This is a genomic window from Lentzea fradiae (genome assembly GCF_900100955.1).
GTDB classification, from domain to species: Bacteria; Actinomycetota; Actinomycetes; order Mycobacteriales; family Pseudonocardiaceae; genus Lentzea; species Lentzea fradiae.
Map to the genome: position 1 here is coordinate 625,175 of NZ_FNCC01000002.1, position 23,437 is coordinate 648,611.

Below are 23,437 nucleotides of genomic sequence, written 5' to 3' on the forward strand. Positions count from 1 at the left end.
CACCGCACAGACCAGGCCACGCCCAGGAGCAGACGCTGAGCACCGAACTTCGGCTTCCCACACCGGCGCGCGTCGTCGTACTCGTCTCCGGTTCCGGAACCCTCATGCAGGCACTGCTGGACGCGACCGACCTCCCGATCGAGGTGGTCGCGGTCGGCGCCGACCGCGAGAACATCGAGGGCCTCAAGCGTGCCGAACGCGCGGGTGTGCCGCACTTCGCCGTGAAGCTGCGCGACCACGCCGACCGCGCCGCCTGGGACGCCGCCCTGACCGAGGCCGTCGCGTCGTACGAGCCGGACCTCGTCGTGTCCGCGGGCTTCATGAAGATCCTCGGCGAGCGGTTCCTCGCCCGCTTCGGCGGCCGGATGATCAACACCCACCCCGCGCTGCTGCCCGCCTTCCCCGGCGCGCACGGTGTGCGCGACGCCCTCGACTACGGCGTGCGCGTCACCGGGTCGACCGTGCACCTGGTGGACGCGGGCGTCGACACCGGGCCGATCCTCGCGCAGGAGGCCGTGGTCGTCGAACCCGGCGACACCGAGGAGACCCTGCACGAACGCATCAAGGTCGTCGAACGCCGGCTGCTCGTCGAGACGGTCGGCCGACTGGCCCGTGAGGGCTGCACCGTGAACGGACGAAAGGTGAGCATTCCGTGACGACTCCTGGGACCACTCCGGCCGAGAGGCGACCGGTCCGCCGGGCCTTGATCGGGGTCTCCGACAAGGCCGGCCTGCTGGAACTGGCCACCGGCCTGCACGCGGCCGGAGTCGAGATCGTGTCCACCGGCGGCACCGCGAAGGTGCTCGCCGACGCGGGCGTCCCCGTGACGCCGGTCGAGCAGGTCACCGGGTTCCCCGAGTGCCTCGACGGCCGGGTCAAGACGCTGCACCCGCGCGTGCACGCCGGTCTGCTCGCGGACCTGCGCAAGGACTCGCACGCCGAGCAGCTGCGCGAGATGGACATCGCGCCGTTCGACCTGCTGGTCGTGAACCTGTACCCGTTCACGCAGACCGTCGCGTCGGGCGCCTCGCCCGACGACTGCGTCGAGCAGATCGACATCGGCGGCCCCGCGATGGTGCGCGCGTCGGCGAAGAACCACGCGAACGTCGCGGTCGTCGTCGACCCGGCGCGCTACGACTGGGTGCTGGAGAACGTCCGCGAGGGCGGCTTCACGCTCGCCGACCGGCAGCGCCTGGCCGCCGACGCGTTCCGCCACACCGCCTCGTACGACGTCGCCGTGGCGTCCTGGATGGGCAGCACCCTGGCGCCCGACGACGAGGGCAGCGGCTTCCCCGGCTGGGTCGGCGCGACCTGGAACCGGTCGAACGTGCTGCGCTACGGCGAGAACCCGCACCAGCAGGCCGCCATCTACACGCAGGGTGACGGCCGGGTGGGTCTCGCGTCGGCGAAGCAGTTGCACGGCAAGGAGATGTCGTACAACAACTACCTCGACGGCGACGCCGCCTGGCGTGCCGCGTGGGACCACGAGCGCCCGTGCGTCGCGATCATCAAGCACGCCAACCCGTGCGGCATCGCGGTCTCCGACGTGAGCATCGCGGACGCGCACCGCAAGGCGCACGAGTGCGACCCGGTCAGCGCGTTCGGCGGCATCATCGCGGCCAACCGCGAGGTCACCGTCGAGATGGCCGAGTTCGTCTCGGAGATCTTCACCGAGGTCGTCATCGCTCCGTCCTATGCGGACGGTGCGGTGGAGGTGTTGCAGCGCAAGAAGAACGTGCGCATCCTCGTGGCCGAGCCGCCCGTCCGCGGTGGCGCGGAGCTGCGTCCGGTGTCGGGCGGCCTGCTGCTGCAGCAGCGTGACGCCATCGACGCCGACGGCGACTCGCCCGCCAACTGGACGCTCGCCTGCGGCAAGCCCGCGGACGAGAAGACGCTGGCGGACCTGGAGTTCGCGTGGCGCGCCATCCGCGCGGTCAAGTCGAACGCGATCCTGCTGGCCGACGACGGCGCGACCGTCGGCGTCGGCATGGGCCAGGTCAACCGGGTCGACTCGTCGCACCTCGCGGTGAAGCGCGCCGGTGAGCGGGCCCAGGGCGCCGTGGCCGCGTCGGACGCGTTCTTCCCGTTCCCGGACGGCCTCGAGGTGCTGCTGGAGGCCGGTGTGCGCGCGGTCGTGCAGCCCGGCGGTTCGGTGCGCGACCCCGAGGTGATCGCCAAGGCCGAGCAGGCGGGCGTGACGCTGTACCTGACGGGCACGCGCCACTTCGCCCACTGAGGTTTCGTTTCAGCGGGGCCGTCTTCTTCGCGGAGGCGGCCCCGTTCTGCTTCAGAGCTTCGCGATCATCTCTTCCGCCAGGCCCCGCGCGGCGGCTTCGAGCTCGGCGACGTCGGGCCTGTCGTTGCCGAAGAAACCCGCGTCCCAGCCGGAGATGTCGACCTCGACCACGTTGTCGTCCGCGCGCACGACGACCGACATCTCGGTGAACGCCGACTTCGACTCGACCAGCACCGCCGTGGCTTGGTCGCCGAGCCCGTCGAGCGGCTTCTGCTGCGGAGTTCCCTGGGTGTTGGCCATGTTCTGCGCGACGATCCGCTCGAACTCGTCCCCGGCGTTCTCGTTGTCCTGGAAGACGATCACCTCGGTGTTGCGCAGACCGGACCCGTCGACACCCTTGGTCTGGCTCCACGCGCAGGTGGTGCGCGTGCCACCGGCCAGCTTCCGCTCACTCGACCCGCGCCCGTTCGGGTTCGTCGTGCGAGCCTTGGCCAGTGCCGCCTCGGAGACGTTGCCGCACGCCGCCGGCAGCCTGTCGGCCCGCTTCTCGCTGCCGCTGTCGCCGTGGGAGCCGAGGTAGAGCACGCCCGCCACACCGGCCGCGCCGAGCACCAGGACACCGGCGAGAATCCCGATGACGAGGGGCGCTTTGCTCTTCGCGGGCGGTTGCGGTGGGTGAGGCGGCCACCCCTGCCGCGGCGGCTGCTGATACGGGCCGTGCGGTGGTCGGTTCATCGTTTCCCCAGCTCCCCGGCAGTGCTGAGGGCACCGTAGAGGACCTTCCGGACCCACGTGGTCATGTCCACCAAAAGGGTGACGCTCCGGCATTGACACAGGGGTGCGCCCCCGCGCTACGATCATCACGTTCGTTCGAACAAGAGTTCGAATAAGCAAGTCGCCGTACTTCCCACGGCGGCCGTGCACAGGGGTGCGCACGGTCTTCCGAGGGAGGTGGGTGGAGTGTCCAGGTCGGCAACGGCGTCGCTGGCGGGGCTCGGGGTGAACCCGGCCAGCGAGCTGACCGGCACCACCACTGACCACGCCACGGGGCGGGTCCTGCCGGTTCGCGGGGAACTGGCCGGCCTGCTGCCGTGGGGCGGCTTGCGGCGAGGCAGCACGGTGTCGGTGGGCGGATCGACATCGTTGCTGCTCGCCCTGCTGGCAGGCGCGACCGCGGAAGGCCGCTGGGCCGCCGTGGTCGGCCTGCCGCAGCTGGGAGTCCTGGCCGCGGCCGAACTGGGCGTCGCGGTGCAGCGCCTGGCCCTCGTCCCGAGCCCGGGCTCCGACCCGGGCCCCGTCATCGCGGCCCTGCTGGACGGCATCGACCTGGTGGCCGTCGCCTGCCCGCTCCCTCCCGCGCTGGCACGCCGCCTCACCGCCAGAGCCCGCCAACGCCGCACGGTCCTGATCGCGTTCGGCCCCTGGCCGTCGGCCGACGTGGAGCTGACCGCGGAGTCCGTGCGCTGGAACCACCTCGACGACGGCGCGGAAACCCTGCGACGCCAACAGATCAGCGTGCGCACCGGCGGCAGGGGAGCGGCAGGCCGCCCCCGGCACGTGCTGCTGACGTTCGGCGAGGAGGAGATCGAGCTCCCGCTGGCGGCCGGCAACCCGCCCCGGTCCGACGAGCCGGCTGATGCCGGTCCGGACCGGGTCGACGAGCTGGCCGCCAGACGGGCAGACACATCTGGAGCGACAGACCGGCCGGTCAGGAAGGCAGGCGCGGCGCTGCCGGGCGCGCCGTCGTCGGGCGTGCCGCAGTCGGGCGTGCCGTCGTCGGGCGTGCCGCTGCCGGGAGGGCCGTTGTCGGACGTGCCGGGCAAAGCACGTCCTGTCGCGACGGCTGGAGGCGCGCGGTCCCTGGCAGAGGCACTGGGCGCGCCCCTGGCCAAGCTCGCGCAAGGGTCCCCTCCCGCAGGGGGACCCCCGAATTTCATTATCCCAGGCAGCACCGACAGTTTTCGCGCCTCGAAGCGGGCTTCGGTCTCGAAGCGGGCGCCGGTTTCGAGGCCCGCGCCGGTCTCGAAGCCGGCGCCGACCCCACAACCCGCGCAGGTCTCGCAGCCCACCCAACCCCCGGAGCACCCCGCGTGAAAGACCCCCGCCTCCTGGCGGTCTGGTGCCCGGACTGGCCCGTCGTCGCCGCCTGCACCGCCACCGCCACCAGCCAGCACCGCCCGGTTGCCGTCGCCGACGGCAACGAGATCGTCGCCACCTCGGCCGTGGCACGCGCGGAGGGCGTCCGAGAGTCGATGCGCAGGCGCCTGGCCGAGTCCACGTGTCCAGAGCTGGTCACCTTCGACCACGATCCGCAGCGCGACGCCCGGTTCTTCGAGCCGGTCGCCGAGGCCGTCGAGGAGCTGGCGCCCGGCATCGAGGTCGTGCGGCCCGGCCTTGTAGCGGTGCCGGCGCGGGGGCCGGTCGGGTACTTCGGCTCCGCCGAGCGGGCGGCCGAACGCATCGTCGACCACGTCGCCGCGTACACGGACGTCGAAGCGCAGGTCGGGGTGGCCGACAGCCTCTTCGCGGCGACGAAGGCCGCGCACCGCAACGTGATCGTGCCGCCGGGCCGCACCGCGGAGTTCCTGCGGCCGTTGGGCGTGCACGAGCTGGCCGCGCCCGATCTGGTCGACCTGCTCAGAAGGCTCGGCCTGAAGACGCTCGGCGCGTTCGCGGACGTGCCGGAGAACGCCGTGGCGTCGAGGTTCGGCGGCCCCGCCACCCGGCAGCACCGGCTGGCGCGCGGCCTGCCGGAACGTCCTCTCGACAAGCGCAAACCGGCACCGGAGCTGGCCGCGGCGGAGACCTTCGACGAGCCGGTCGACCGCGTCGACTCGGCGGCGTTCGCCGCGAAGCTGCTCTCCGAGCGGCTGCACGAGAACCTCGCAGCCCGCGGCCTCGCCTGCACGCGGCTCGGCATCCACGCCCGCACCGACAGCGGTGAGGAGCTGTACCGGGTGTGGCGGGCCGCGGAACCGTTGACGCCCAGGGGAATCGCGGACCGCGTGCGCTGGCAGCTCGACGGCTGGCTCACCCGCGAACGCCTCACCTCCGGCGTCAGGACGCTCACCCTCGAACCGGTCGAGGTCGTCAACGGCACGGCGTTGCAGCTGGGACTGTGGGGCCACGACGACGAACGCGCGGTGCGGGCGCTCCTGCACGTCCAGGGCCTGCTCGGGCCGGACGGTGTGCTCACGCCCGTCCTCGACGGCGGCAGGGGACCGCGCGACCAGGTCAAGCTCGTGCCGTGGGGCGACGAACGGACCCCGAGCAGGAACCCGGACCACCCGTGGCCGGGCCGGCTGACCAGAGCCCCCGCGACGCTCGCCGACGACCCGGTCGAGCTCACCGACGAGAACGGCACCGGCATCGGCGTCACCGGTCGCCTCGAGCTCACCGCGCGGCCGAGAAGGCTGACGGTGCGGGGAAAACGGCACGACATCAGGGCGTGGGCCGGGCCGTGGCCGGTCGACGAACGGTGGTGGGCACCGGATCCGCACCGGGCGGCGCGCGTCCAGGTGCAGACCGACGAACAGGCGTTCCTGCTGGTCCGCAGGGACCAGAGGTGGTTTCTGGAAGGGGTGTACGACTGATGCAGGACGAGTACTGGGATCTGCTGGAGACCCTGATCCCGTTGCCGCGCAGGGAAGCCGATGGGCTGGAATAACCCGCCCGTCCGCTGGCGGGAGCTGGAGCGCGCCCTCACCGGCAAGCCCGCCGAGCAGCGGCCCGACGGCGGCGACGGCCCGGCGTGGTCGCGGCGCCGCGACAGGTACACCGCCCCGCCGGGCTTCGAGCTGCGCGTGGACGAAAGGGCGGTCACCCGCAAACGCGTGCCGTACGCGGAGCTGCACTGCCACTCCAACTTCAGCTGGCTCGACGGCGCGAGCCACCCGGAGGAGCTGGTCGAGGAGGCGCAACGGCTCAAGCTCGACGCCATCGCGATCACCGACCACGACGGCATGTACGGGGTGGTGCGGTTCGCCGAAGCCGCCAAGGAACTCGGCATGCACACGGTGTTCGGTGCGGAGCTGAGCATCGGCCTGAACAAGCCGTCCAACGGCGAACCGGACCCCGAGGGTGACCACCTGCTCCTGTTGGCGCGCAAGCAGGACGGCTATCACGCGCTGTGCCGCACCCTCACCACCGGGCATCTCGACGAGAACGCGGAGAAGGGCAAGCCCGTCTACGACGTCGACCAGATCGTGGCCGACACCAAGGGCGAGGTCGTGGTGCTCACGGGCTGCCGCAAGGGAACCGTCCGCAGGGCGTTCAGCAGAGAAGGGCCGGAGGCGGCGTTCCGGGAGATCGTCCGGCTGACCGACATGTTCGGCAAGGGCCGCGTCTACGTCGAGCTGACCGACCACGGCCTGCCGGAGGACAGCAGGCGCAACGACATCCTCAACGCGATGGCGCACCAGCTCAACCTTCCCGTCGTGGCAACGAACGCCGTGCACTACGCCACCCCGAACAGAGGCCGCCTCGCCGCCGCGATGGCCGCTGTCCGGGCGCGCAGCAGCCTCGACGAGATGGCCGGCTGGCTGCCGCCGGCACCCGCCGCGTTCCTGCGCAGCGGAGAGGAGATGTGGCACCGGTTCCGCCGTTTCCCCGGAGCCGTGCACAACGCCGCGTTGCTCGGCATGCAGCTGGCGTTCGACCTGCGGCTGGTAGCGCCGAAGCTGCCGCCGTTCGACGTGCCGCCCGGCCACACCGAGATCACCTGGCTGCGCGAGCTGACCTACGAGGGCGCGCACCGCCGCTACGACGGCTCCGAGCACCGCGACAGGGCGTTCCGGCAGATCGAGCACGAGCTGAAGATCATCGAGCAGCTCGGCTTCCCCGGCTACTTCCTGGTCGTGCACGACATCGTGAGCTTCTGCAAGCGCAACGGCATCCTCTGCCAGGGCAGGGGCAGCGCCGCGAACTCCGCCGTGTGCTTCGCGCTCGGCATCACCAACGTCGACGCGGTCCGCTTCGACCTGCTCTTCGAACGCTTCCTCGCCCCCGCCCGCGACGGCCCTCCCGACATCGACGTCGACATCGAGTCGGACCGCCGCGAGGAGGTGATCCAGCACGTCTACACCAAGTACGGCCGCCGCCACGCGGCACAGGTCGCGAACGTCATCACCTACCGAGCCCGTTCCGCGGTGCGCGACATGGCCCGCGCGCTCGGCCACTCGCCGGGCCAGCAGGACGCGTGGAGCAAGCAGATAGACAGGTGGGGCCCGCTCAACACCACCACCGACGACTGCGACATCCCCGAGGACGTGCTGCGGCTGTCCGCGCAGCTGGAGAACTTCCCGCGCCACCTGGGCATCCACTCCGGCGGCATGGTCATCTGCGACCGCGCCGTCAGCGAGGTGTGCCCGGTGGAGAAGGCGCGCATGGACAAGCGCACGGTGCTGCAGTGGGACAAGGACGACTGCGCGTCCATCGGCCTGGTGAAGTTCGACCTGCTCGGCCTCGGCATGCTCTCCGCCCTGCACTACGCCATCGACCTGGTCCGCGACCACGAAGGCGTCGACGTCGACCTGGGCAAGATCGACCTGGCCGACCCCGCCGTCTACGAGATGCTGCAGAAAGCCGACTCCGTGGGCGTCTTCCAGGTCGAGAGCCGAGCGCAGATGGCGACCCTGCCACGCCTCAAACCGCGCGAGTTCTACGACCTGGTCGTCGAGGTCGCCCTGATCAGGCCGGGCCCGATCCAGGGCGGCTCGGTGCACCCGTACATCCGGCGCCGCAACAAGACCGAGAAGTGGGACTACGACCACCCGTTGCTGGAGAACGCACTCCGCAAGACCTACGGCGTCCCGCTGTTCCAGGAACAACTGATGCAGATCGCCGTGGACGTGGCCGGCTTCACCGCAGCCGAAGCCGACGAGCTGCGCCGCGCAATGGGCGCGAAACGCTCGACCGCCCGCATGGAACGCCTGCGAGACCGCTTCCACGAAGGCTGCGCCGCGAACGGCATCGGCGAAGAACTAGCCGGTCGCATCTACGCGAAACTGCTGGCGTTCGCGAACTTCGGCTTCCCCGAGTCACACGCCCTGTCGTTCGCGCACCTGGTCTTCGTGAGCGCGTGGTTCAAGCTCTACTACCCGGCGGCGTTCTGCGCGGCCCTGCTCAGAGCCCAGCCGATGGGCTTCTACTCACCGCAGTCCCTGGTGATCGACGCCCGCCGCCACGGCGTCACGGTGCACGGCCCGTGCGTGAACAGGTCACTTCCCTGGGCGGGCCTGGAACAGTTCGAGGACGGCAACGCCGTGCGAATCGGTCTGGCCGCGGTACGAGGTATCGGCGACCAAGACGCCGAACGCATCGTCGCCGCTCAGCCATTCCGCGATCTGGAGGACTTCGGCACCCGCGTGCAACTGACCGCCACTCAGGTCGAAGCCCTCGCCACAGCGGGCGCCTTTTCCTGCTTCGGCCTGGAACGCCGAGAAGCCCTGTGGGCGGCCGGCGCGGTGGCCGCCATCCGCCCGGACCGCCTGCCGGGCACCACGGTGGGCGTGGCCGCACCTTCTCTGCCGGGCATGGACGACGTCGAGCTGGCCGTGGCCGACGTCTGGGCAACGGGCCTGTCCCCGGACAGCTTCCCGACCCAGTTCGTCAGGTCCACTTTGGACTCCATGGGCGCACTACCGGTGACGGCACTCTCCTCCGTGAAACCGGGAACCCGCGTGCTGATCGGCGGCGCCGTGACCCACCGCCAACGCCCGGCGACAGCGGGCGGCGTCACGTTCCTCAACATCGAGGACGAGACGGGCATGGTGAACGTCGTGTGCTCACCGGGCCTGTGGGCGCGATACCGCAAGGTGGCGCGCAGCAGCGGCGCGATGCTCGTGCGAGGCGTGGTGGAGTCGGCCGAGGGCGTGGTGAGCGTCCTGGCGGACCGGTTGCAGCACCTGGACCTGCGCATCCCGTCGAAGTCACGCGACTTCCGCTGATCACCCCTGTTCGGTACCTCGCTGTTCCCAGCGCTCGATGATCTGGTCAGCGGTGGCCTTGTCGATCGGTTCGATCTTGCCGTCGTAACGGCCGCGCTGCCAGTCCTCCCGGAGGTAACTGTCGACCCAGCCCAATTCCGCGGCATACCGTTCCTCCATGAGGAAGCGCTGCGAACTCGTCCAGAACCTGATCACCGCGTCGGGATCGTCCAGCGATCCGTTGTAGATCCAGGCGGCGTAGTTGTACCGCCCGTCCTCCGGCTCCATCCGGCGCTCACGAGCCCGTTGCAACTGTTCGAACCGTGTCGCCGCGGAGACGTCGACACGGTGTGCTTCGCCTTCTTCTCCGGTTTCGGCTCGGCGCAGCGCGGTGCTGGGCTCCCATGCGAGGCGCATCGTGAACGCCTCGTCGTGAGTCCGCCCATGATCGTCCACCTGTCGGCGGCAGACGAGGAAAGGCTCGTCGACCAGCGGACGGGCATCGGTCACGATCGCGAAGTACTCGTACTGCTGTTCCACCTGGATCTCGTCCCCCATCTTGAAGAAAGCGCCCTCGTCACTCTAAGGGGCGCTTCGATCACTTCAGCCCAAGCTCCGGGAAGCAAACCGCTCCCGGCGGGTTGTTACGTCATCGACGATCTGATGACTCGGTCAGGGATATCGTTGCTGCTTACAACGACGCGCTGGGGCGTGCGTTGTCCATCGCCGATTCGCTGAAACTGATTCAGCGTCACATCATGGAACTGGATTGACCGGCACGAGTTCCTCCGCTTCTCGCTGCGCTCGGGAAGGATGGGTGCGTTCCTGGACGCCGTGCGCCATCGCTGACCGTCGCGGAACGGCGTGAGCACACCTGGAAACGAATATCCCCCGGCCGTCGGACGTCCGTCTTCGTGGTATTGCCGAGGAAACGTCAGGTTCGCCCAGCCCTTCCGCAACTGCTCGCCGTTGAGCCATGATGGTGTTGCCTGCTCCTACCGGTTTCGGCGTGAGGGGACACCACCATGGCTTCTTCGGGTATCGAACCGGGCGTCGAATCGAACCTGCTCGACCTCGAACGTGTTCCGTTCACCAAATTGCGCGAGCTGGACGACGGAACACTGCGCAATGCGCTGCACCATGTGGTGGAACGCGCTCGGCTCGTCCGCGCCCCCTACCGAAGCAGCAACGCCTCCGGCGGTGAGCGGATCGACTGACCATGTCGGCGGGCGCCGTCTTCCACCACATGCCCTGGCACGACTTCGACGCTCTGGCGCGTCTCCAGGGCGATGCGCCGATGGTGCGCGGCCTACGTCGCGCCGAGTGCAGCAGGCGCAAGCTGCTGCTGCACTCGCTGGTCGAAGGTTCCGCGAAGACGCCGGAACTGTACGGTCCGCTGCCGCCCGTCGACGTGGTGCTGGAGTTGCTCGCCCGCGTCGAGTACATGTGCCCGGAGGCGTTCGAAGAGCTGCTCATCCATCCTTACACCGGGAGCTGGGCGGGGTACACGACCCGTCTGCTGCGGGACGGCATCGATGGTGCCTGTCCGCTGTGGATGCATCTCGGTCATCTGCACGCCATCACCGCGGCTTCCGCGATCAGAGCCGGTCTGGACTTCGAGATCGAGGTCCCGTTGTGGGACGGGAACGCGTCCCTGCCCTCGCTCGGCCTGGTTCGTCTGCCGTTCTCGACCCCGCATTCAGTGGCGACGGTGCGCGGTGGGAGGGGCAGCTACGTCGTCGCCAACGAGCTGGCCGAAGTGTCCTTGCCGCACCGGATCGACGCGGACGCGCCCGGCTGGCAGCACGTCCGTGAACGCAGATGCCGTTCCGGCCCGAAAACGTTCGCGGTCCGCCTGGACGACATCGATCCCTATCGAGGGTTGTACGAACCACTGCCACCAGAGCGGTTGGACGCCGGCGAGTTCGGCAAGTGGGGCAGGCTGCTCGACGAGGCTTGGCGTTTTCTGACATCGGTCATGCCCGAGTTCGCCGAAGTTCTCGCCACGGGTCTGACTTCACTGGTCCCTCGGCCTCGCGTGCCGTTCCAGAACCCGAGCGCGTCCACCGGTGAGGCGTTCGGCAGCGCCGTGGTGGGGCGGCCGACTGACGGCGCGGACCTGGCCGCGACCATGGTCCACGAGTTCCAGCACATCGTGCTCGGTGGCGTTCTGCACCTGACCAAGCTGTACGAGAGCGATCCGCGCGAGCGGATCTACGCGCCGTGGCGGGACGATCCCCGCCCGCTCAGCGGAGTTCTCCAGGGTGTCTACGCGTTCTTCGGTGTGACGGCGTTCTGGCGGGAACTGGCCAGAGCCGGAACGAACCCGGTCGATCGACGTGCGTGGTTCGAGTTCGCGTTCTGGCGCGGACAGGTGTGGCGCACGTTGCTGGTGCTCCGCGACGACGCGACGCTCACCGGTGCCGGTCGCCGCTTCCTGGCGGGGATCGAGGAAGTGCTCGGTCCCTGGCAACAGGAACCTGTTCCCGAGGACGTCGAGAGACTGGCCGCCGCGACGGCCGCGGACCATCGTGCGGGCTGGCGGCTGCGGCACCTGCGCCCGGATCCCGCGGCGGTCTCCGGACTGGCGCGGGCCTGGCGGGAGGGCAGGGCGATGCCGCCGGTCGAGCTGATCCAGGCGGGGGTGACCCCGACACCTGTCCCGGACGGTTCGTGGCCGCGCAGCCGTGCCGCTCTGGTCAGGCTGAGCCTGACCGAGGACGGCCGCGCCGAGTTGCCCGCCGTGTGGCGCGCCGTTCCCGACGCCACCCGAGCGGACTTCAGCTACGCGTCCGGCCGGTTCGCGGACGCGGTCAGGTCGTACCGCGCCGAGCTGCGGGCCACCCCGGACCGGCCGGCGTCGCTGACCGGTCTGGGGCTCGCGTTGGGCGAGGCCGGGTCACGGCCTGCCTCGCGTGCCCTGCTGCACCGTCCGGAGCTGGTGCGCGCGGTGCACCGCGAACTGCGGCGCGCCGCGGCCGTGCCGCCCACCCCGGAAGAGGTGGCGTCCTGGATCGGCCAGCTCGTCTCCGGTTAGGCGCGGTCTACATCAGGATCGGGTCGATGTCGCAGTCGGCCCTCGCTCCCTTGATCGCGGCGATCGTCCCGGGGTGTGCCTCTCCCAGCACCTTGCGGTACCTGTCGAGGATCGGGTTGCGGTACTGCTCGGCTTCCGCGGTCCGCCCCACCGCGCGCAGGTCGAGCCCGAGGTTGATCGCGGCCGCCAGCGTCGTGGGGTGACCGGTGCCCAGCACCCGCTCGGCGCGTTCGACCGCGTCCTGGCCCAGCTCCACGGCCTTTCCGGTCTCGCCGACGGAGGCGAGGTCGCTCGCGAGGTTGATGGCCGCGATGACGGCGTAGGGGTGGTTCGGCCCGATACCTGTGCGGAAGTGCTCGAGTGCTCGTTCGTCCAGAACCCGCGCGTCGGCCGCCTCGCCCTGCAGGCGCAACGTGACCGCGAGGTCGACCGTGGCGGCGATCGTGTGCGGGTGATCTTCGCCGAGACTCAGGCGGTAGCGCTCGAACGTCTTGCTGCCGAGACCGTGCGCCGCCGAGAGATCGCCGGAGTGACGAAGGTCGATCGAGTGGGCCAGCGCGCAGGCCATCGTGGTGGGGTGGTCGGCGCCGTAGGCCACGTCGAACCAGTCCAGGGCCGCCGTCGACAGGGCGAGTGCTGTCGTGTGCTCGCCGTCCTTGCGCCTTGCGACCGACAGCAGGAACTGCATGGCCACCGTGTCGGCGTTGTGCTCGCCGAGACGGGCCTGGAACTGGCCGGCCAGGGTCTCCTGCTCGATCCTGGCCCGGATGTACTCACCGGCTTCGCGCCGGTCCACGATGAGAGCGGCGTGGGTGCTCAGAGTCCGTGGGTGGTCGGGGCCCAGCACCTCGGTGCGGCGCTGCAACGTGTTCTCGTCGAGCTTGGCGGCCGCGCGGTACTCGCCGGAGAGCCGCAGGCTGAGGGCGTGCTGGAACGCCGCGTACAGGGTGTCCGGGTCGTCCTCGCCGAACAGGCGCTTGGACTTGGTGTAGATCTCCTCGCTCAGCTTCGACGCCTGGGCGAAGTCGCCCTTGGCCCGCAGGTCGATGACGATGTTCGTCTGCAGGGACAGCGTCTCCTCGCTGTCCTCGCCCGACACCTGGATGCGGCGCTGCAGGGTGAGCTGGTTGACTCTGGCGGCCTCCTCGTAGCGCCCCAGGCCCCACAGGTAGAAGCCGAGACGCTGAGCCACGTCCAGGGTGTGCGGATCGGTCGGTCCCAGTTGCCGCTGGAACTTCCCGTACGCGTACTCGGCCAGCCTGACCGCCTCGTCGTGATCTCCCCAGGCGAAGAGATAACGCATCAGGTTGATCGCGAGCTGGCGGACCCAGCCGTCCTCGCAGTCGACGATGTCGGCCGCATACGCGTGCGGCAGCAGTTCGCGGTACCGGGGCCAGTGACGCGCCGACTCGGGGTCGTTGGGGTCACGGCCGGAGAGCAGCTGGTGTGCGCCGTGCTTCATCTGCGCCTGCAACTGCGGTGCCATCACGCGGTTGCGCAGCACCAACTGGACCAACCGGTGCAGCTGGATCGTGTTGTTGCCGTGGTCGATCTTCGCCAGGCCGTAGCGGTTGATGTCGCGGATGGCCTTCGCCAGCTTGATCGGGTCGCGTAGCGCCGCGTCGAGCTCGGGGGAGATCGAGACGCCGCGGGAGACGCCGGTGAACAGGTCTCGTGAGATCGGTTCCGGGGAGAAGAAGGCGCAGATGTGCAGGATCTGGTGGGCCGCGGGGTTGCGGGTCTTCAGCTCGTCGAACGAGACGTTCCAGGCCGCCGCCACCGAGACCTCGTAGGCGGGGGGAGCGGAGGTGTCGAGGATCTCGGCCATCGACTCGTCGAACAGGCGGAGGTACTCGGCCACGGGCATGCCGGTCATCGCTCGCCAGGCCGCGGCCTGTTCGACGGCCAGGGGGAGGTCGCCCAGCTTCTCGGCCAGGCGGTCGGCGTCGTCGAGGTCGATCTCTGGGCCTCGTTTGCCGAGGAGCTCGATGCTCTCCTCGCGGTCGAACACGGCCAGTTCGAGGGGACGGGCCACGCCGGCCCAGTCCGGGTTGCGGGAGGTGATGAGCACTTCGCCGGAGCCGTTGGTCGGGATGAACGGCAGGACTTCCTCCGGGCTTTCCGCCGCGTCGAAGATGAGCAGCCAGCGCCGGAACGGTTTGCCCAGGCGCAGTGCCTCGCGGACGGCGGGGACGGCCGTGCTGGACTCGGACGAGCCGGGGAGGCCGAGCTGCCTGGCCAGTTCGGTGAGGCTCGCGCGGATCTGGGTGGTGCGGGCGGCCTCGATCCACCAGATCAGGTCGTAGTCCTGGGAATGGCGGTATACGTACTCCGTCGCCATCTGGGTTTTGCCGATACCGCCCATGCCGTGCAACGCGGAGGGGAGCACCGCTGTCGTGCCGCCCGCGTTCAGGCGTTTGCCCAGCTGTTCGAGCAGTTCCCTCCTTCCGGTGAAGTTCGGATTTCGCGGTGGCACATTCCCCCACACGGGTGGGGGGTCGTCCTTCTGTCGTTTATGGAACGTGCGGGTGCTGGATGAGGTGTGATAGTCAGGAGAGTCGGTGGACGAGCGGGAAAAGCCGGTATCACTGGCTCGATGCGGTTGCGCGTCCGAAGGGGAAGGTGCCGCGGAATCGCTGGGCCGCTCGGCCAGTTCGGGCATCGTGTCGCTCTCAGTCCTGCTCAGGCTGGCCTTGATTGATTCAGGGGTCAGCAATGCGGAACGCCCGTCCGTCCCAGCTTTGTGCAAGCGGTCCGCACGGGACAAGTAAGGTCCGGACAAGGCTCTCATGACGGCACGTTCGATTTCTACGTCAGCGGTACTGGCCGTTGCCGGTTCGGGATCTGGTGTGTTGTGCGGATCGGCTATGGCATCCCGCAGTCGTGCGAGCACAGGAAGGGTGTCCGAGAACTCCGCGGCCGCCGCGCGGACAACACCGGCAGTTTCGGACCGTCGTGCGCCGCTGAGCAGGAGTTCGCGTACTTCCTCCCGGAAAGTGAAGGCTTTGACCTCTTCGGAGGGGTCGTCACCCGCGGGGTGCAGCAGTCCGCTCAGGAGCAATTCGCCGATGTGCTCGTTTCCCGCCTCGGGAACGAATCGATGTCTGATCAATTGAGCGACGTCCAAGTGCGCGGGAACGGCCGCGAGGAGGGTCGCGAGCCGCAACGCCGGCGGGGACGCCTGGCTGCGGAACCGCCGGACGTGGTCCTGCGAGGGCAGGCGCTCGGGTTCCGCCGGCGGCGCGTCGGGGTGTGCCAGCAGGACGGCGCCGGTGACGGGGGAGCGGTTCTCGCCCGTCACCAGACCGCTCCACCAGCGCAGCCAGCGCGGGCGCATCTCGATCACCGGGATCGGCAGCGTGCCGGGACGGGTGAGCGCGGCGGGGTCGGGCTCCAGCCACGCGTCGGGAAGGTCGAAGCTCCACCGGCTGTTGGGGCGCATCGGCCCGTGCACGTCGAGCTCGGCGCGGTGGGGGCGCACCCGGCCGCGTTCCCAGAGCCACTGGGGGAGCAGGTGGACGACGCTGACCGGCATCGTCCGCCCCCACAGCGCGAGCAACGGCAGCAGGACCCCGGGGTGCCAGGTGTCGCCCAGGCCGTCCGTCAGCAGCAGGACGACCCTCCGCCCGGACGCGTCCAGGATCTCGGCGGGGTCGCGCGGAGCCGTCTGCGCGGTGCCGCCCCGCAGCACGGGCGCCGGCGAGCCCTCGTCGTTCTTGACGACCTCGAGCAGCCGGACCTGGATCGTCCGGAACGCCCCCAGCCGGGTGAGCATCTCGGTGAACGCGCTGACCTGCGACTGCCACAGGGTCGTCAACGGGCTGCGGTCGACCACCAGCGTCAGGTCCAGCCAGCGTTCGGTGCGCGGCCGGGTCACCGGCCACCAGAGGCGGGTCTGCGCCACCTGGTCCGCCGTCGCCCGTTCGTCCAGCACCGGAGTGTCGTCGCGCCACGAGCGGGTCGTGCGTTTGAGCGGCCTCAGCGCCCGGAAGCACTCCAGCGTGTCGATCAGCGGGGCGTCTGCGGGGAGGCCGCCGGTGCCCCGCGGGGAAGGCAGATCGGGCAGCGCGGCGAGCTCGGTCCGCGCCGGGAGCGGTGTCTGGGCCGGTGCGGCCTCCTGAGGCGGGAGCTCCGGCTCCGGGGGCGGCCGCACGGGCTCGCGGTCCTCGGGCGCGGTGTCCGCGGGACGGTCGGCCGGGAGATCGGTCTCCGCGGGCACGGGTCGCTCGGGCGCGGGGTCCTCGGGCGCGGGGTCCTCGGACGCCGGTGGGGCCGGGCGGGAGGACTGCACGGCGGAGGCCAGCCAGACGATGTCCGCCAGCTCTGCCCAGCCGAGGTCGTCGATCACGAGCTCGGGACCGGGGGCGCCGTTGGGCGTGCCCATGGTCATCCACCCGTCGAGAGTCGATGCCAGAGCGAGTCGATCAGACGTGGCCAGGCGACGCCGTCCGGCTTGTAGGCGCCCGACGTCGCCAGGTACACGGCGTCGAGCAGGCGGTCGGCCGGAATCCCGCCCTCGGCGCGGCTCCTCTCCACGAACTCGCGCACCAGGTCGTCGCGGTGCCGTCCTTCCTGGTCCAGCAGGTGGTTGGCCACCATCGCGGCGAGCTGCTCGACGTTCGGGTCCTTGATCTCCAGTTGCAGCGCGCGACGGAGAAAAGCGGGCGGGAATTCGCGCTCGCCGTTGCTCGTCATGATGACGATCGGGAAAGCGTGGCACCGGACGCGGCCGTCCGTCACGGTCGCCGTCCCGTTCGGGTCGGCGGTGTGGACGGTCATCTCTCCTGCCGAATGACGGACCCTGGCCAGTTCGTCGATGACGAACTCGCCGTCCTCGAAAATGCTCAGCAGGTTGTTCGGGAGATCCGACTCGCTCTTGTCCAGCTCGTCGATCAGCAGAACGCGCGGCAGTTTCCTGGGCAGGAAGGCGGTTCCCAGCGGGCCGAGGTGGATGAAGTCGCCGATCGGAGATTCTTCCGGGTCGCCGGATTGGTGCTGGGAGGCCGCGGCTGCCTGAAGGCGGCCGATGGCGTCATAGCGGTAAAGGCCCGAAGTCAGCGTCGTGTGCGTCGAGATCGACCATTTCAGAACGCGGCCGAGTCGCAGTTCTCGCGCGATGCGGTAGGCGAGCGCGGACTTGCCGACGCCGGGTTTGCCGGTCAGGAGGAGAGGGCGACGGAGGTACAGGCTCGCGTTGACCATGTCGAGCTCGTGGGGGTCGATGTGCTGCTCGGTCAGGTGGAACTCCGAGCCCAGCCTGCGGACCGACTCGCCGTCGTCGTCCGGCGGAGGCCCGTCCGACGCGGGCGGGGTGCCGCCGTAGTCCCGCCAGGGCGGTGGCGGCGGCAGGATCCGGGTGAGGTCGATGTCGTACATGGGGCGCCCGGTGCCCCGGTAGATCCACCAGTCCGGCGACTCGCCCGGCTGGAGGCCCTCCGCCATCGGCTCGGTCACGCCCATCCGTTCCACCCCTTCACCGTCTGGGCCTGGTCCACCGGTCGGTCGAGCACGAGGGTCCTGGTCGGGTCGTCCCACAGCACGACGAGGTCCCGCACGAGGTCGTCGGGGCCCGCTGCCAGGTGGGCGGCCCTGCGCTGCTCCGGCAGGTCGAGAACACCGCCGGGACCGCCCGCCAGGCGGTCGACGAGCGCGCGCAGCTCGCCGGGTGTCGCGTGCGGATGCCAGAGCACCACCGGCAGGCCGGCCCTCAGCGCCGCCGTCAGCGACTCCGGCGCGGCGCGGGACTCGGGGTGAGCGGATGGCGGTTCGTCCATTAGGAGCCCAATCCATCTGGAATCACTCAGCACGGCATCGATCGGATTGTCCCCTGACCGTGATGCTCCGAGAGAGTGAATTCGGTTCACGGCAGGGTTCTCCAGCATAGAGTCCCAGCGCACTCTCCAGGGACGGTGCCAGTGCTTTGCGTACATTCGTTCGAGTGATCTCAAGATCACCGTGTAGTCCAGTACGAGCGGTCGTGGATCTCCCGAGCAGTGTTCTTTCCGCCAGCGGTAGACGGGCAATTGAAGCAGTTGCCGGGTGAGCAAAAACTCCAGGGTCACCGACACCGCCTGATCGGACCAGGCGCCTTCCGCTTCGACGACCAGTTCGTCGACCAGATATTCCAGGTCGTCCAGACTCAATTCGTGGACTCCGCCCCGATGAGGCGTCCATTCGAGCGGGTCGTCCTGTCTCCAGTGCGACAGGACGCACCGGTCGGGGGAGATCTTGTCCGGCTCGATCGCGAACACCAGGTGCAGGTGCGGCTCGGCCGGGATCGGCGGGCGCGTCTCGTGCTGCTCCCGCAGCACCCGGGTCCGCCGCAGCTTGCGCCCGCTGCGTTCGACCCACTCCATCAGGTGATCGCCGGTGTCGCCGCCGACCTCCCCGGCGAGGAGCTGGACGAACGTGACGGCCGGGGGAACGCCGTCCGGTCCCGCGTTGACGTCGGTGAGGTACTCGTACGCCTCCCACGCGGACCTGAACGGCTGGGCGGGCACCGCCGACCTGGTCGCCCGGCTGACGAGCATCGGCAGGTGCGGGGTCTTCACCTCGTTCAGCAGGCCCCGCAGGTCCTTGTGCTCCTCGGCCGGGGTGAGGGGGAGCACCACCGGTTCCTCCCGCGGGGCCGAGGGCGGGTGGTGGCTCGGACCGGCGTTCTCACCGTGCAGGCGCAGCCACGCGTGGCCGGTGAAGGACTTGATCAGCACCTCGATCCGGCGGTAGGTCTCCGGCGCGGTGCCGGGGTCCTGCGAGATCACCTCGCTGTAGAAGTGGTCCGACGCGACGAGCGCCAGCAGCCCGTCGGACTGCCGCAGCGCCACCTTGGCGTCGTGGGCGTCCAGGAGCCGGAACGCCGTGTTGACCGAGGGCCCGACCCAGCCGTGGTCGTCCTTGCGGATGTCGCCCGCGTGCATGGCCATGCGCAGCTTGATCCTGGCTTCGTCGACCCTCGTCGAGTTGTAGCGGCGGACCTCGGCGACGAGCCGGTCGGGCAGCTTGTCGGCGAGGGAGCTCTTCGGGAACGTCGGGGGGACGAGGATCAGCGCGCCGTCACCGCGGTCCTCCGCCTCGCACTCGTCGTAGTCGATCCCCACCTCGGCGAACGCCTGCTTCAGCACGTCGTAGAGCCCGCCGCGCAAAGCTGACATGTGGTTGGACCGTCTGTCGCTGTTGGTGAAGTCCGCGATGTCGACGGTCACGATGGTCCTGTGCATTGACGGCGCCAGCGACACGAGCCAGTCCCCTCCCACCACACGACCCAGGTCGAGTATCAGGTCGCCCAGTTTCTCCACTGCGCCAAATGACACACAACGCTCCAAGAGGGCGTTGCCGGCGAGGGTGTCTGACCGGGCGAACCGCCGGGGCGGGCGGTTTCGGGGCCAGACCGGTCGCGGTGTGTCGCACGACCGGCGAGTTCCGGCGACTTGGCATCCCCACAGTCTTGCCGTGCGGACAGGCCCCGGGCCGGGTTTCCTGCTCAGATGGCCACTAAATGGCCATGAAGTTCCGCCATCTCCGCGGAATTCGTGCCGTGAACGGAGTTCCCCTGCCAGGAGTCGAACCTGGTCCTCCCGCGTAACAGTCGGGTGTGCCGCCGTCAGCACCTCAGAGGACACGAGCGCAAAGCTCGCCGATCAGTCGGATGTGGATGAGTCGTGGTACCCCCGCCAGGAGTCGAACCTGAATCTCGGCGTTCGTAGCGCCGCACTCTCTCCATTGAGCTACAAGGGCAGGAAAATTGCACGGAAAATGAAGAAAGCCGCCCTGGTCGGGAGTTTCCCGAGGGGCGGCTTCCGCGAGTTTCACCAGTTCACGGTGCGGAAGCCGCTCTGCGCAGCGAGAAGGGACGCGAGAAGCCGCAGTGGTCGCTCATGATTTCCCCTCCCGTCCGGTGTGCAGATCGAGTATTGCGGCTGTCCGTCCTCGGCGTCAACAGAAATCAGTTCCGCTCGTAAGTCATGAACGAGACCCCGCTCTCGAACAGTTGCGCGTCCGTGCGCCGGAACTTCGTGATGCCCGCCTTCCCGTCGAACAGCGGGATGCCGCGCCCGAACAGCACCGGGTGGATCTTGAGCCGCAGCGCGTCGATCTGCGGCAGCAGTTCGGCGGCGAGCTTGCCGCCGCCGCACAGCCAGATGTCGAGGCCGTCCTCCTCCTTCAGCGCGGCGACCCGGCCGGCGACGTCGGACCGGACCACCTCGACGTCGGAGGGCGTGCCGGTCACCTGCGTGGACACGACGATCTGGCGCAGGTGCGCGTAGGGCGAGGGCAGGCCGCCGGGCACCTCGTAGGTGTTGCGGCCCATCAGCACCGTGTCGAAGTGCCGGTTCGGTGTGTCCCGCAGGCCGAGCGCCTCGCGGGCCTGGGTGGGCACCGCGTCCGGGTAGTCGATGCCGGTCATGTGGTCGCCTTCGAAGAGGAAGCCGTCATAGGTGCCGTCCTCCGCGGCGATGAACCCGTCGAGCGTGACGGCGACGTAGTACACGAGCTTTCGCATCTGTTACCCCCAAGTGAGTCTCGATCAACCACTACAACCGTAGTACTATGGATGTAGTGGTTGTCAAGGAGGTCAGCGTGGTCCGGAACGAGGCACGGCGAACGGCACTGCTCGACGCGGCGGTCGACGTCCTGGCCGAGGAGGGCGCGCGGGGGCTCACCTACCGCGCGATCGACGCGAAGGCGGGGGTGCCCGCGGGCACGGCGTCGAACTACTTCGCCAACCGCGACGAGCTGATGTCCGAGGTGATGACACGGGTGTTCCAGCGCCTCGCGCCGTCGGAGGAGTCCGTCGCGGAGTCGCTCGCGCTGCCGCGCGACCGGGCGCTGACCGTCCGGTTCATGCACGACATCATCAAGCGGGCGGACGAGAACAGGGCCGGCTACCTCGCGATGATGGAGCTGCGGCTCGAAGCCACGCGGCGGCCCGGCCTGCGGGACGCGATCACGAGGACGGTCACCGAGAGCATCGAGCTCAACGTCGCGTTCAACGAGGAGTCGGGGCTGCCCGGCGACCGGACGGCGGTGGTGATGCTCTACTTCGCGATGATCGGGCTGATCTACGAACGGCTCACCCTGCCGGACGTGGTGGCCCCCATGGACCTCGACGAGCTCGTCGAGGCCATGGTCGACAGGGCTATCGGCTGAGCGGGCCGCCGGTGATCGTCAGCGCCACGGCGATCACCACGACGCCCAGGGTGCTGTAGAGGAACGCGTCCATGCCGCGGCCGCGGATCTTGATCAGGCCCGCCTGCTCGTCGGTCACGAGGACCCGCAGCACGGCCGCCACCAGCAGCGAGACGCCGAGCAGGACCGCTCCCTGGCGCCAGTGGTACTGGAAGATCCGCACCAGTCCCAGCACGCCGATCCCCAGCACCAGCGCGAACGGCAGGTGCTTCGCGGGGCCCGAGCGCCAGCGCTGTTCCGGCATGAGCGCCTCGGCGTCAGACCGCTGCATGCGCGCGCTCGGCGGCTTCGACGGTGTTGGTCAGCAGCATCGCGACGGTCATCGGGCCGGCACCGCCGGGGATCGGGGCGAGCCAGCCGGCCACCTCGCGGACCTCGGGTGCCACGTCGCCGACGAGACCGGCGTCGGTGCGGGTGATGCCGACGTCGACGACGGCCGCGCCGGGCTTGACCATGTCCGCGGTGATCAGGCCGGGGCTGCCGGCACCGGCGATCACGATGTCCGCGCGGCGCACCTCGGCGGCCAGGTCCTTCGTGCCGGTGTGGCACAGCGTCACGGTGGCGTTCTCGCTGCGGCGGGTCAGCAGCAGGCCGATCGGGCGGCCCACGGTGACGCCGCGGCCGACGACGGTGACGTTCGCGCCGGACAGCGGCACGTCGTAGCGGCGCAGCAGCTCCACGATGCCGCGCGGGGTGGCGGGCAGCGCCGCGTCCTCGCCCAGCACGAGCTTGCCGAGGTTGACCGGGTGCAGGCCGTCGCCGTCCTTGGCCGGGTCGATCCGCTCCAGGATCTTGTTCGCGTTCAGGTGCTTCGGCAGCGGCAGCTGCACGATGTAGGCGGTGACCTCGGGGTTCGCGTTCAGCTCGTCGATGACGGCCTCCAGCTCCTCCTGCGTGGTCGACTCGGGCAGGTCACGGCGGATGGAGGAGATGCCGACCTTCTCGCACGCGCGGTGCTTGCCCTTCACGTACGAGTGCGAGCCGGGGTCGTCGCCGACCAGCACGGTCGCCAGACCGACCGGGACGGGCAGCGCGGCGACCCGCGCCTTGAGGTCCTCGAACAGCGCGTTCCGGGTTTCGTTGCCGTTGAGCAGCGTCGCAGTCACGTCCTCATCCTTCCACTGGGCAGGGCCGCGACGCCCACCGACACCAGCGTCAGCGCCACGCCGATCGCCGTCGGCGCGGCGAGGTGCCCGCTCACCGCGTCGAGCAGCACGGCGCCGACGAGCTGCCCGCTCACCCCGCACAGACCGACCATCAGCACACCGATGAACCGCACCGACACGATCGCCCCGCCGACGCCGACGATGCCGAGCAGCCCGCCGAGGTAGAGCCACCAGTCGGAGGTGAACGAGCCGGGCAGCCCGCCCCACGCCACGGCGTTGACCGCCGTCAGCGCGACCGTGCCGACGGTGAAGTTGACCAGGATCGTCACGACCGAGTGGCCGGCCGCCTCGCGCACGAGCCCGTTCACGGCCTGCTGCCAGCCCATCAGCAGCCCGGCCACCAGCGGCAGCACGGCGAGCCACAACGTGCCGGGGGAGGTGAACTGGTGCGACACGGCGATCGCGACGGCGACGACGCCGATGGCCGCACCGGCGACCCTGGTCCGCGTGATGGGCTTCGGCTCGCCGGGACCGATACCGAGGTTGTCCACGACGGCGCTGCTCACGACCTGCCCGATCACGACCGCGACCGTGAACACCGCCACACCGATCGTCGCGACAGCGAGCCCCTGCGAGCCCACCAGCACCGCGCCGCTGACCCCGCCGACGCACTCCCACCACCGGATGCGGTGAACCCGCAGCGCGTCGCGCAACCTCCGCAGGCCGTCCCGCGCGGACTGTCGCGACAGGACCGCGATCATCAGCACGAACCACCCGCCGCCGAACGAGACCAGCGCCGCCAGCAGGCCGTTGCCCAGCGACGCCGCGAGCGACCCGTTGACCCTGGCCTGGACCGCGATGGCCACTCCACCGGCGCCCGCGAGCAGCCCTCCGGTCACCTGCGCCGAGCGCGACAACGTTCCTCCAGCCGGGGGGTGGGGTGTTC

The 23,437-nt window shown here is 69.9% G+C and carries 17 protein-coding genes and 2 tRNA genes; 8 read left to right on the forward strand and 11 right to left on the reverse strand.

Annotated elements, in window-relative coordinates; all coding sequences use genetic code 11:
- Positions 1-35: 35 nt before the first annotated feature.
- Together purN and purH are read left to right on the forward strand one after the other, a co-directional pair.
- Positions 36-656: a phosphoribosylglycinamide formyltransferase gene (gene purN / locus BLT23_RS07125; RefSeq protein ID WP_090046737.1), complete on the forward strand. Its 621-nt coding sequence runs from the start codon at positions 36-38 to the stop codon at positions 654-656.
- Positions 653-2,236: a bifunctional phosphoribosylaminoimidazolecarboxamide formyltransferase/IMP cyclohydrolase gene (gene purH / locus BLT23_RS07130; RefSeq protein ID WP_090046739.1), complete on the forward strand. Its 1,584-nt coding sequence runs from the start codon at positions 653-655 to the stop codon at positions 2,234-2,236. Before purN ends, purH begins: the two co-directional genes overlap by 4 nt.
- A 51-nt stretch (positions 2,237-2,287) precedes the next feature.
- On the opposite strand, the gene BLT23_RS07135 is transcribed toward purH, so the two are convergent.
- Positions 2,288-2,971, reverse strand: a complete 684-nt coding sequence (locus BLT23_RS07135) for a hypothetical protein (protein ID WP_143035850.1) — start codon at positions 2,969-2,971, stop codon at positions 2,288-2,290.
- A gap of 225 nt (positions 2,972-3,196) precedes the next feature.
- Here BLT23_RS07135 and BLT23_RS42165 point away from each other — a divergent pair, with 225 nt between their 5' ends.
- Genes BLT23_RS42165 through BLT23_RS07150 form a run of 3 tightly spaced genes read left to right on the forward strand, consistent with a single transcriptional unit; the run spans position 3,197 to position 9,183 of the window.
- The gene (locus BLT23_RS42165) at positions 3,197-4,330 is read left to right on the forward strand and encodes a hypothetical protein (RefSeq protein ID WP_342713646.1); all 1,134 of its coding nucleotides are present in this window, start codon (positions 3,197-3,199) and stop codon (positions 4,328-4,330) included.
- On the forward strand, positions 4,327-5,829 hold the full coding sequence (locus tag BLT23_RS07145) for a DNA polymerase Y family protein (RefSeq protein WP_090046743.1): 1,503 nt from the start codon (positions 4,327-4,329) through the stop codon (positions 5,827-5,829). The genes BLT23_RS42165 and BLT23_RS07145 overlap by 4 nt, the downstream gene beginning before the upstream one ends.
- Positions 5,830-5,889: 60 nt before the next feature.
- Positions 5,890-9,183, forward strand: coding sequence for an error-prone DNA polymerase (locus BLT23_RS07150; protein WP_090046746.1), 3,294 nt, complete (start codon positions 5,890-5,892; stop codon positions 9,181-9,183).
- Here the strand turns inward: BLT23_RS07150 and BLT23_RS07155 are convergent, their stop codons facing one another.
- The gene (locus BLT23_RS07155) at positions 9,184-9,720 is read right to left on the reverse strand and encodes a hypothetical protein (protein WP_090046749.1); all 537 of its coding nucleotides are present in this window, start codon (positions 9,718-9,720) and stop codon (positions 9,184-9,186) included. It lies immediately after the preceding gene.
- 467 nt (positions 9,721-10,187) lie between these two features.
- On the opposite strand from BLT23_RS07155, the gene BLT23_RS07160 reads away from it, so the two are divergent.
- Together BLT23_RS07160 and BLT23_RS07165 are read left to right on the forward strand one after the other, a co-directional pair.
- Complete coding sequence (locus tag BLT23_RS07160) at positions 10,188-10,379, forward strand: hypothetical protein (protein ID WP_090046751.1); 192 nt, start codon at positions 10,188-10,190, stop codon at positions 10,377-10,379.
- 2 nt (positions 10,380-10,381) lie between these two features.
- Positions 10,382-12,199 (forward strand): HEXXH motif domain-containing protein, encoded by a 1,818-nt coding sequence (locus tag BLT23_RS07165; RefSeq protein WP_090046753.1) that lies wholly within the window; start codon positions 10,382-10,384, stop codon positions 12,197-12,199.
- A gap of 7 nt (positions 12,200-12,206) precedes the next feature.
- Here BLT23_RS07165 and fxsT read toward each other — a convergent pair whose 3' ends face one another.
- The 6 genes from fxsT to BLT23_RS07195 form a co-directional block, all read right to left on the reverse strand.
- Entirely contained in the window at positions 12,207-16,583 is a 4,377-nt protein-coding gene (gene fxsT / locus BLT23_RS07170) for an FxSxx-COOH system tetratricopeptide repeat protein (RefSeq protein WP_245743731.1), read from the reverse strand.
- Positions 16,584-16,585: 2 nt separating this feature from the next.
- Entirely contained in the window at positions 16,586-17,659 is a 1,074-nt protein-coding gene (locus tag BLT23_RS07175) for an AAA family ATPase (protein WP_245743733.1), read from the reverse strand.
- Positions 17,650-19,401: a VMAP-C domain-containing protein gene (locus tag BLT23_RS07180; RefSeq protein WP_143035851.1), complete on the reverse strand. Its 1,752-nt coding sequence runs from the start codon at positions 19,399-19,401 to the stop codon at positions 17,650-17,652. Before BLT23_RS07180 ends, BLT23_RS07175 begins: the two co-directional genes overlap by 10 nt.
- A 342-nt stretch (positions 19,402-19,743) precedes the next feature.
- A tRNA-Asn gene (locus BLT23_RS07185) sits at positions 19,744-19,815 on the reverse strand.
- 43 nt (positions 19,816-19,858) lie between these two features.
- Positions 19,859-19,933: transfer RNA gene (locus BLT23_RS07190), tRNA-Arg, on the reverse strand.
- Positions 19,934-20,141: 208 nt separating this feature from the next.
- Positions 20,142-20,699: a dihydrofolate reductase family protein gene (locus BLT23_RS07195; protein ID WP_090046760.1), complete on the reverse strand. Its 558-nt coding sequence runs from the start codon at positions 20,697-20,699 to the stop codon at positions 20,142-20,144.
- Between the two features lie 77 nt (positions 20,700-20,776).
- Between BLT23_RS07195 and BLT23_RS07200 the strand changes: the two genes are divergently transcribed.
- Complete coding sequence (locus BLT23_RS07200; RefSeq protein WP_218133658.1) at positions 20,777-21,346, forward strand: TetR/AcrR family transcriptional regulator; 570 nt, start codon at positions 20,777-20,779, stop codon at positions 21,344-21,346.
- Here BLT23_RS07200 and BLT23_RS07205 read toward each other — a convergent pair.
- Genes BLT23_RS07205 through BLT23_RS07215 form a run of 3 tightly spaced genes read right to left on the reverse strand, consistent with a single transcriptional unit; the run spans position 21,336 to position 23,408 of the window.
- Entirely contained in the window at positions 21,336-21,629 is a 294-nt protein-coding gene (locus BLT23_RS07205) for a DUF3017 domain-containing protein (protein ID WP_090046947.1), read from the reverse strand. The two genes, BLT23_RS07200 and BLT23_RS07205, sit on opposite strands and share 11 nt — an antisense overlap.
- 13 nt (positions 21,630-21,642) lie before the next feature.
- Entirely contained in the window at positions 21,643-22,491 is an 849-nt protein-coding gene (locus BLT23_RS07210; RefSeq protein ID WP_090046765.1) for a bifunctional methylenetetrahydrofolate dehydrogenase/methenyltetrahydrofolate cyclohydrolase, read from the reverse strand.
- A complete protein-coding gene (locus BLT23_RS07215) occupies positions 22,488-23,408 on the reverse strand; it encodes a DMT family transporter (RefSeq protein ID WP_090046768.1) in 921 nt (306 codons plus the stop codon). The genes BLT23_RS07210 and BLT23_RS07215 overlap by 4 nt, the downstream gene beginning before the upstream one ends.
- Positions 23,409-23,437 lie beyond the last annotated feature (29 nt).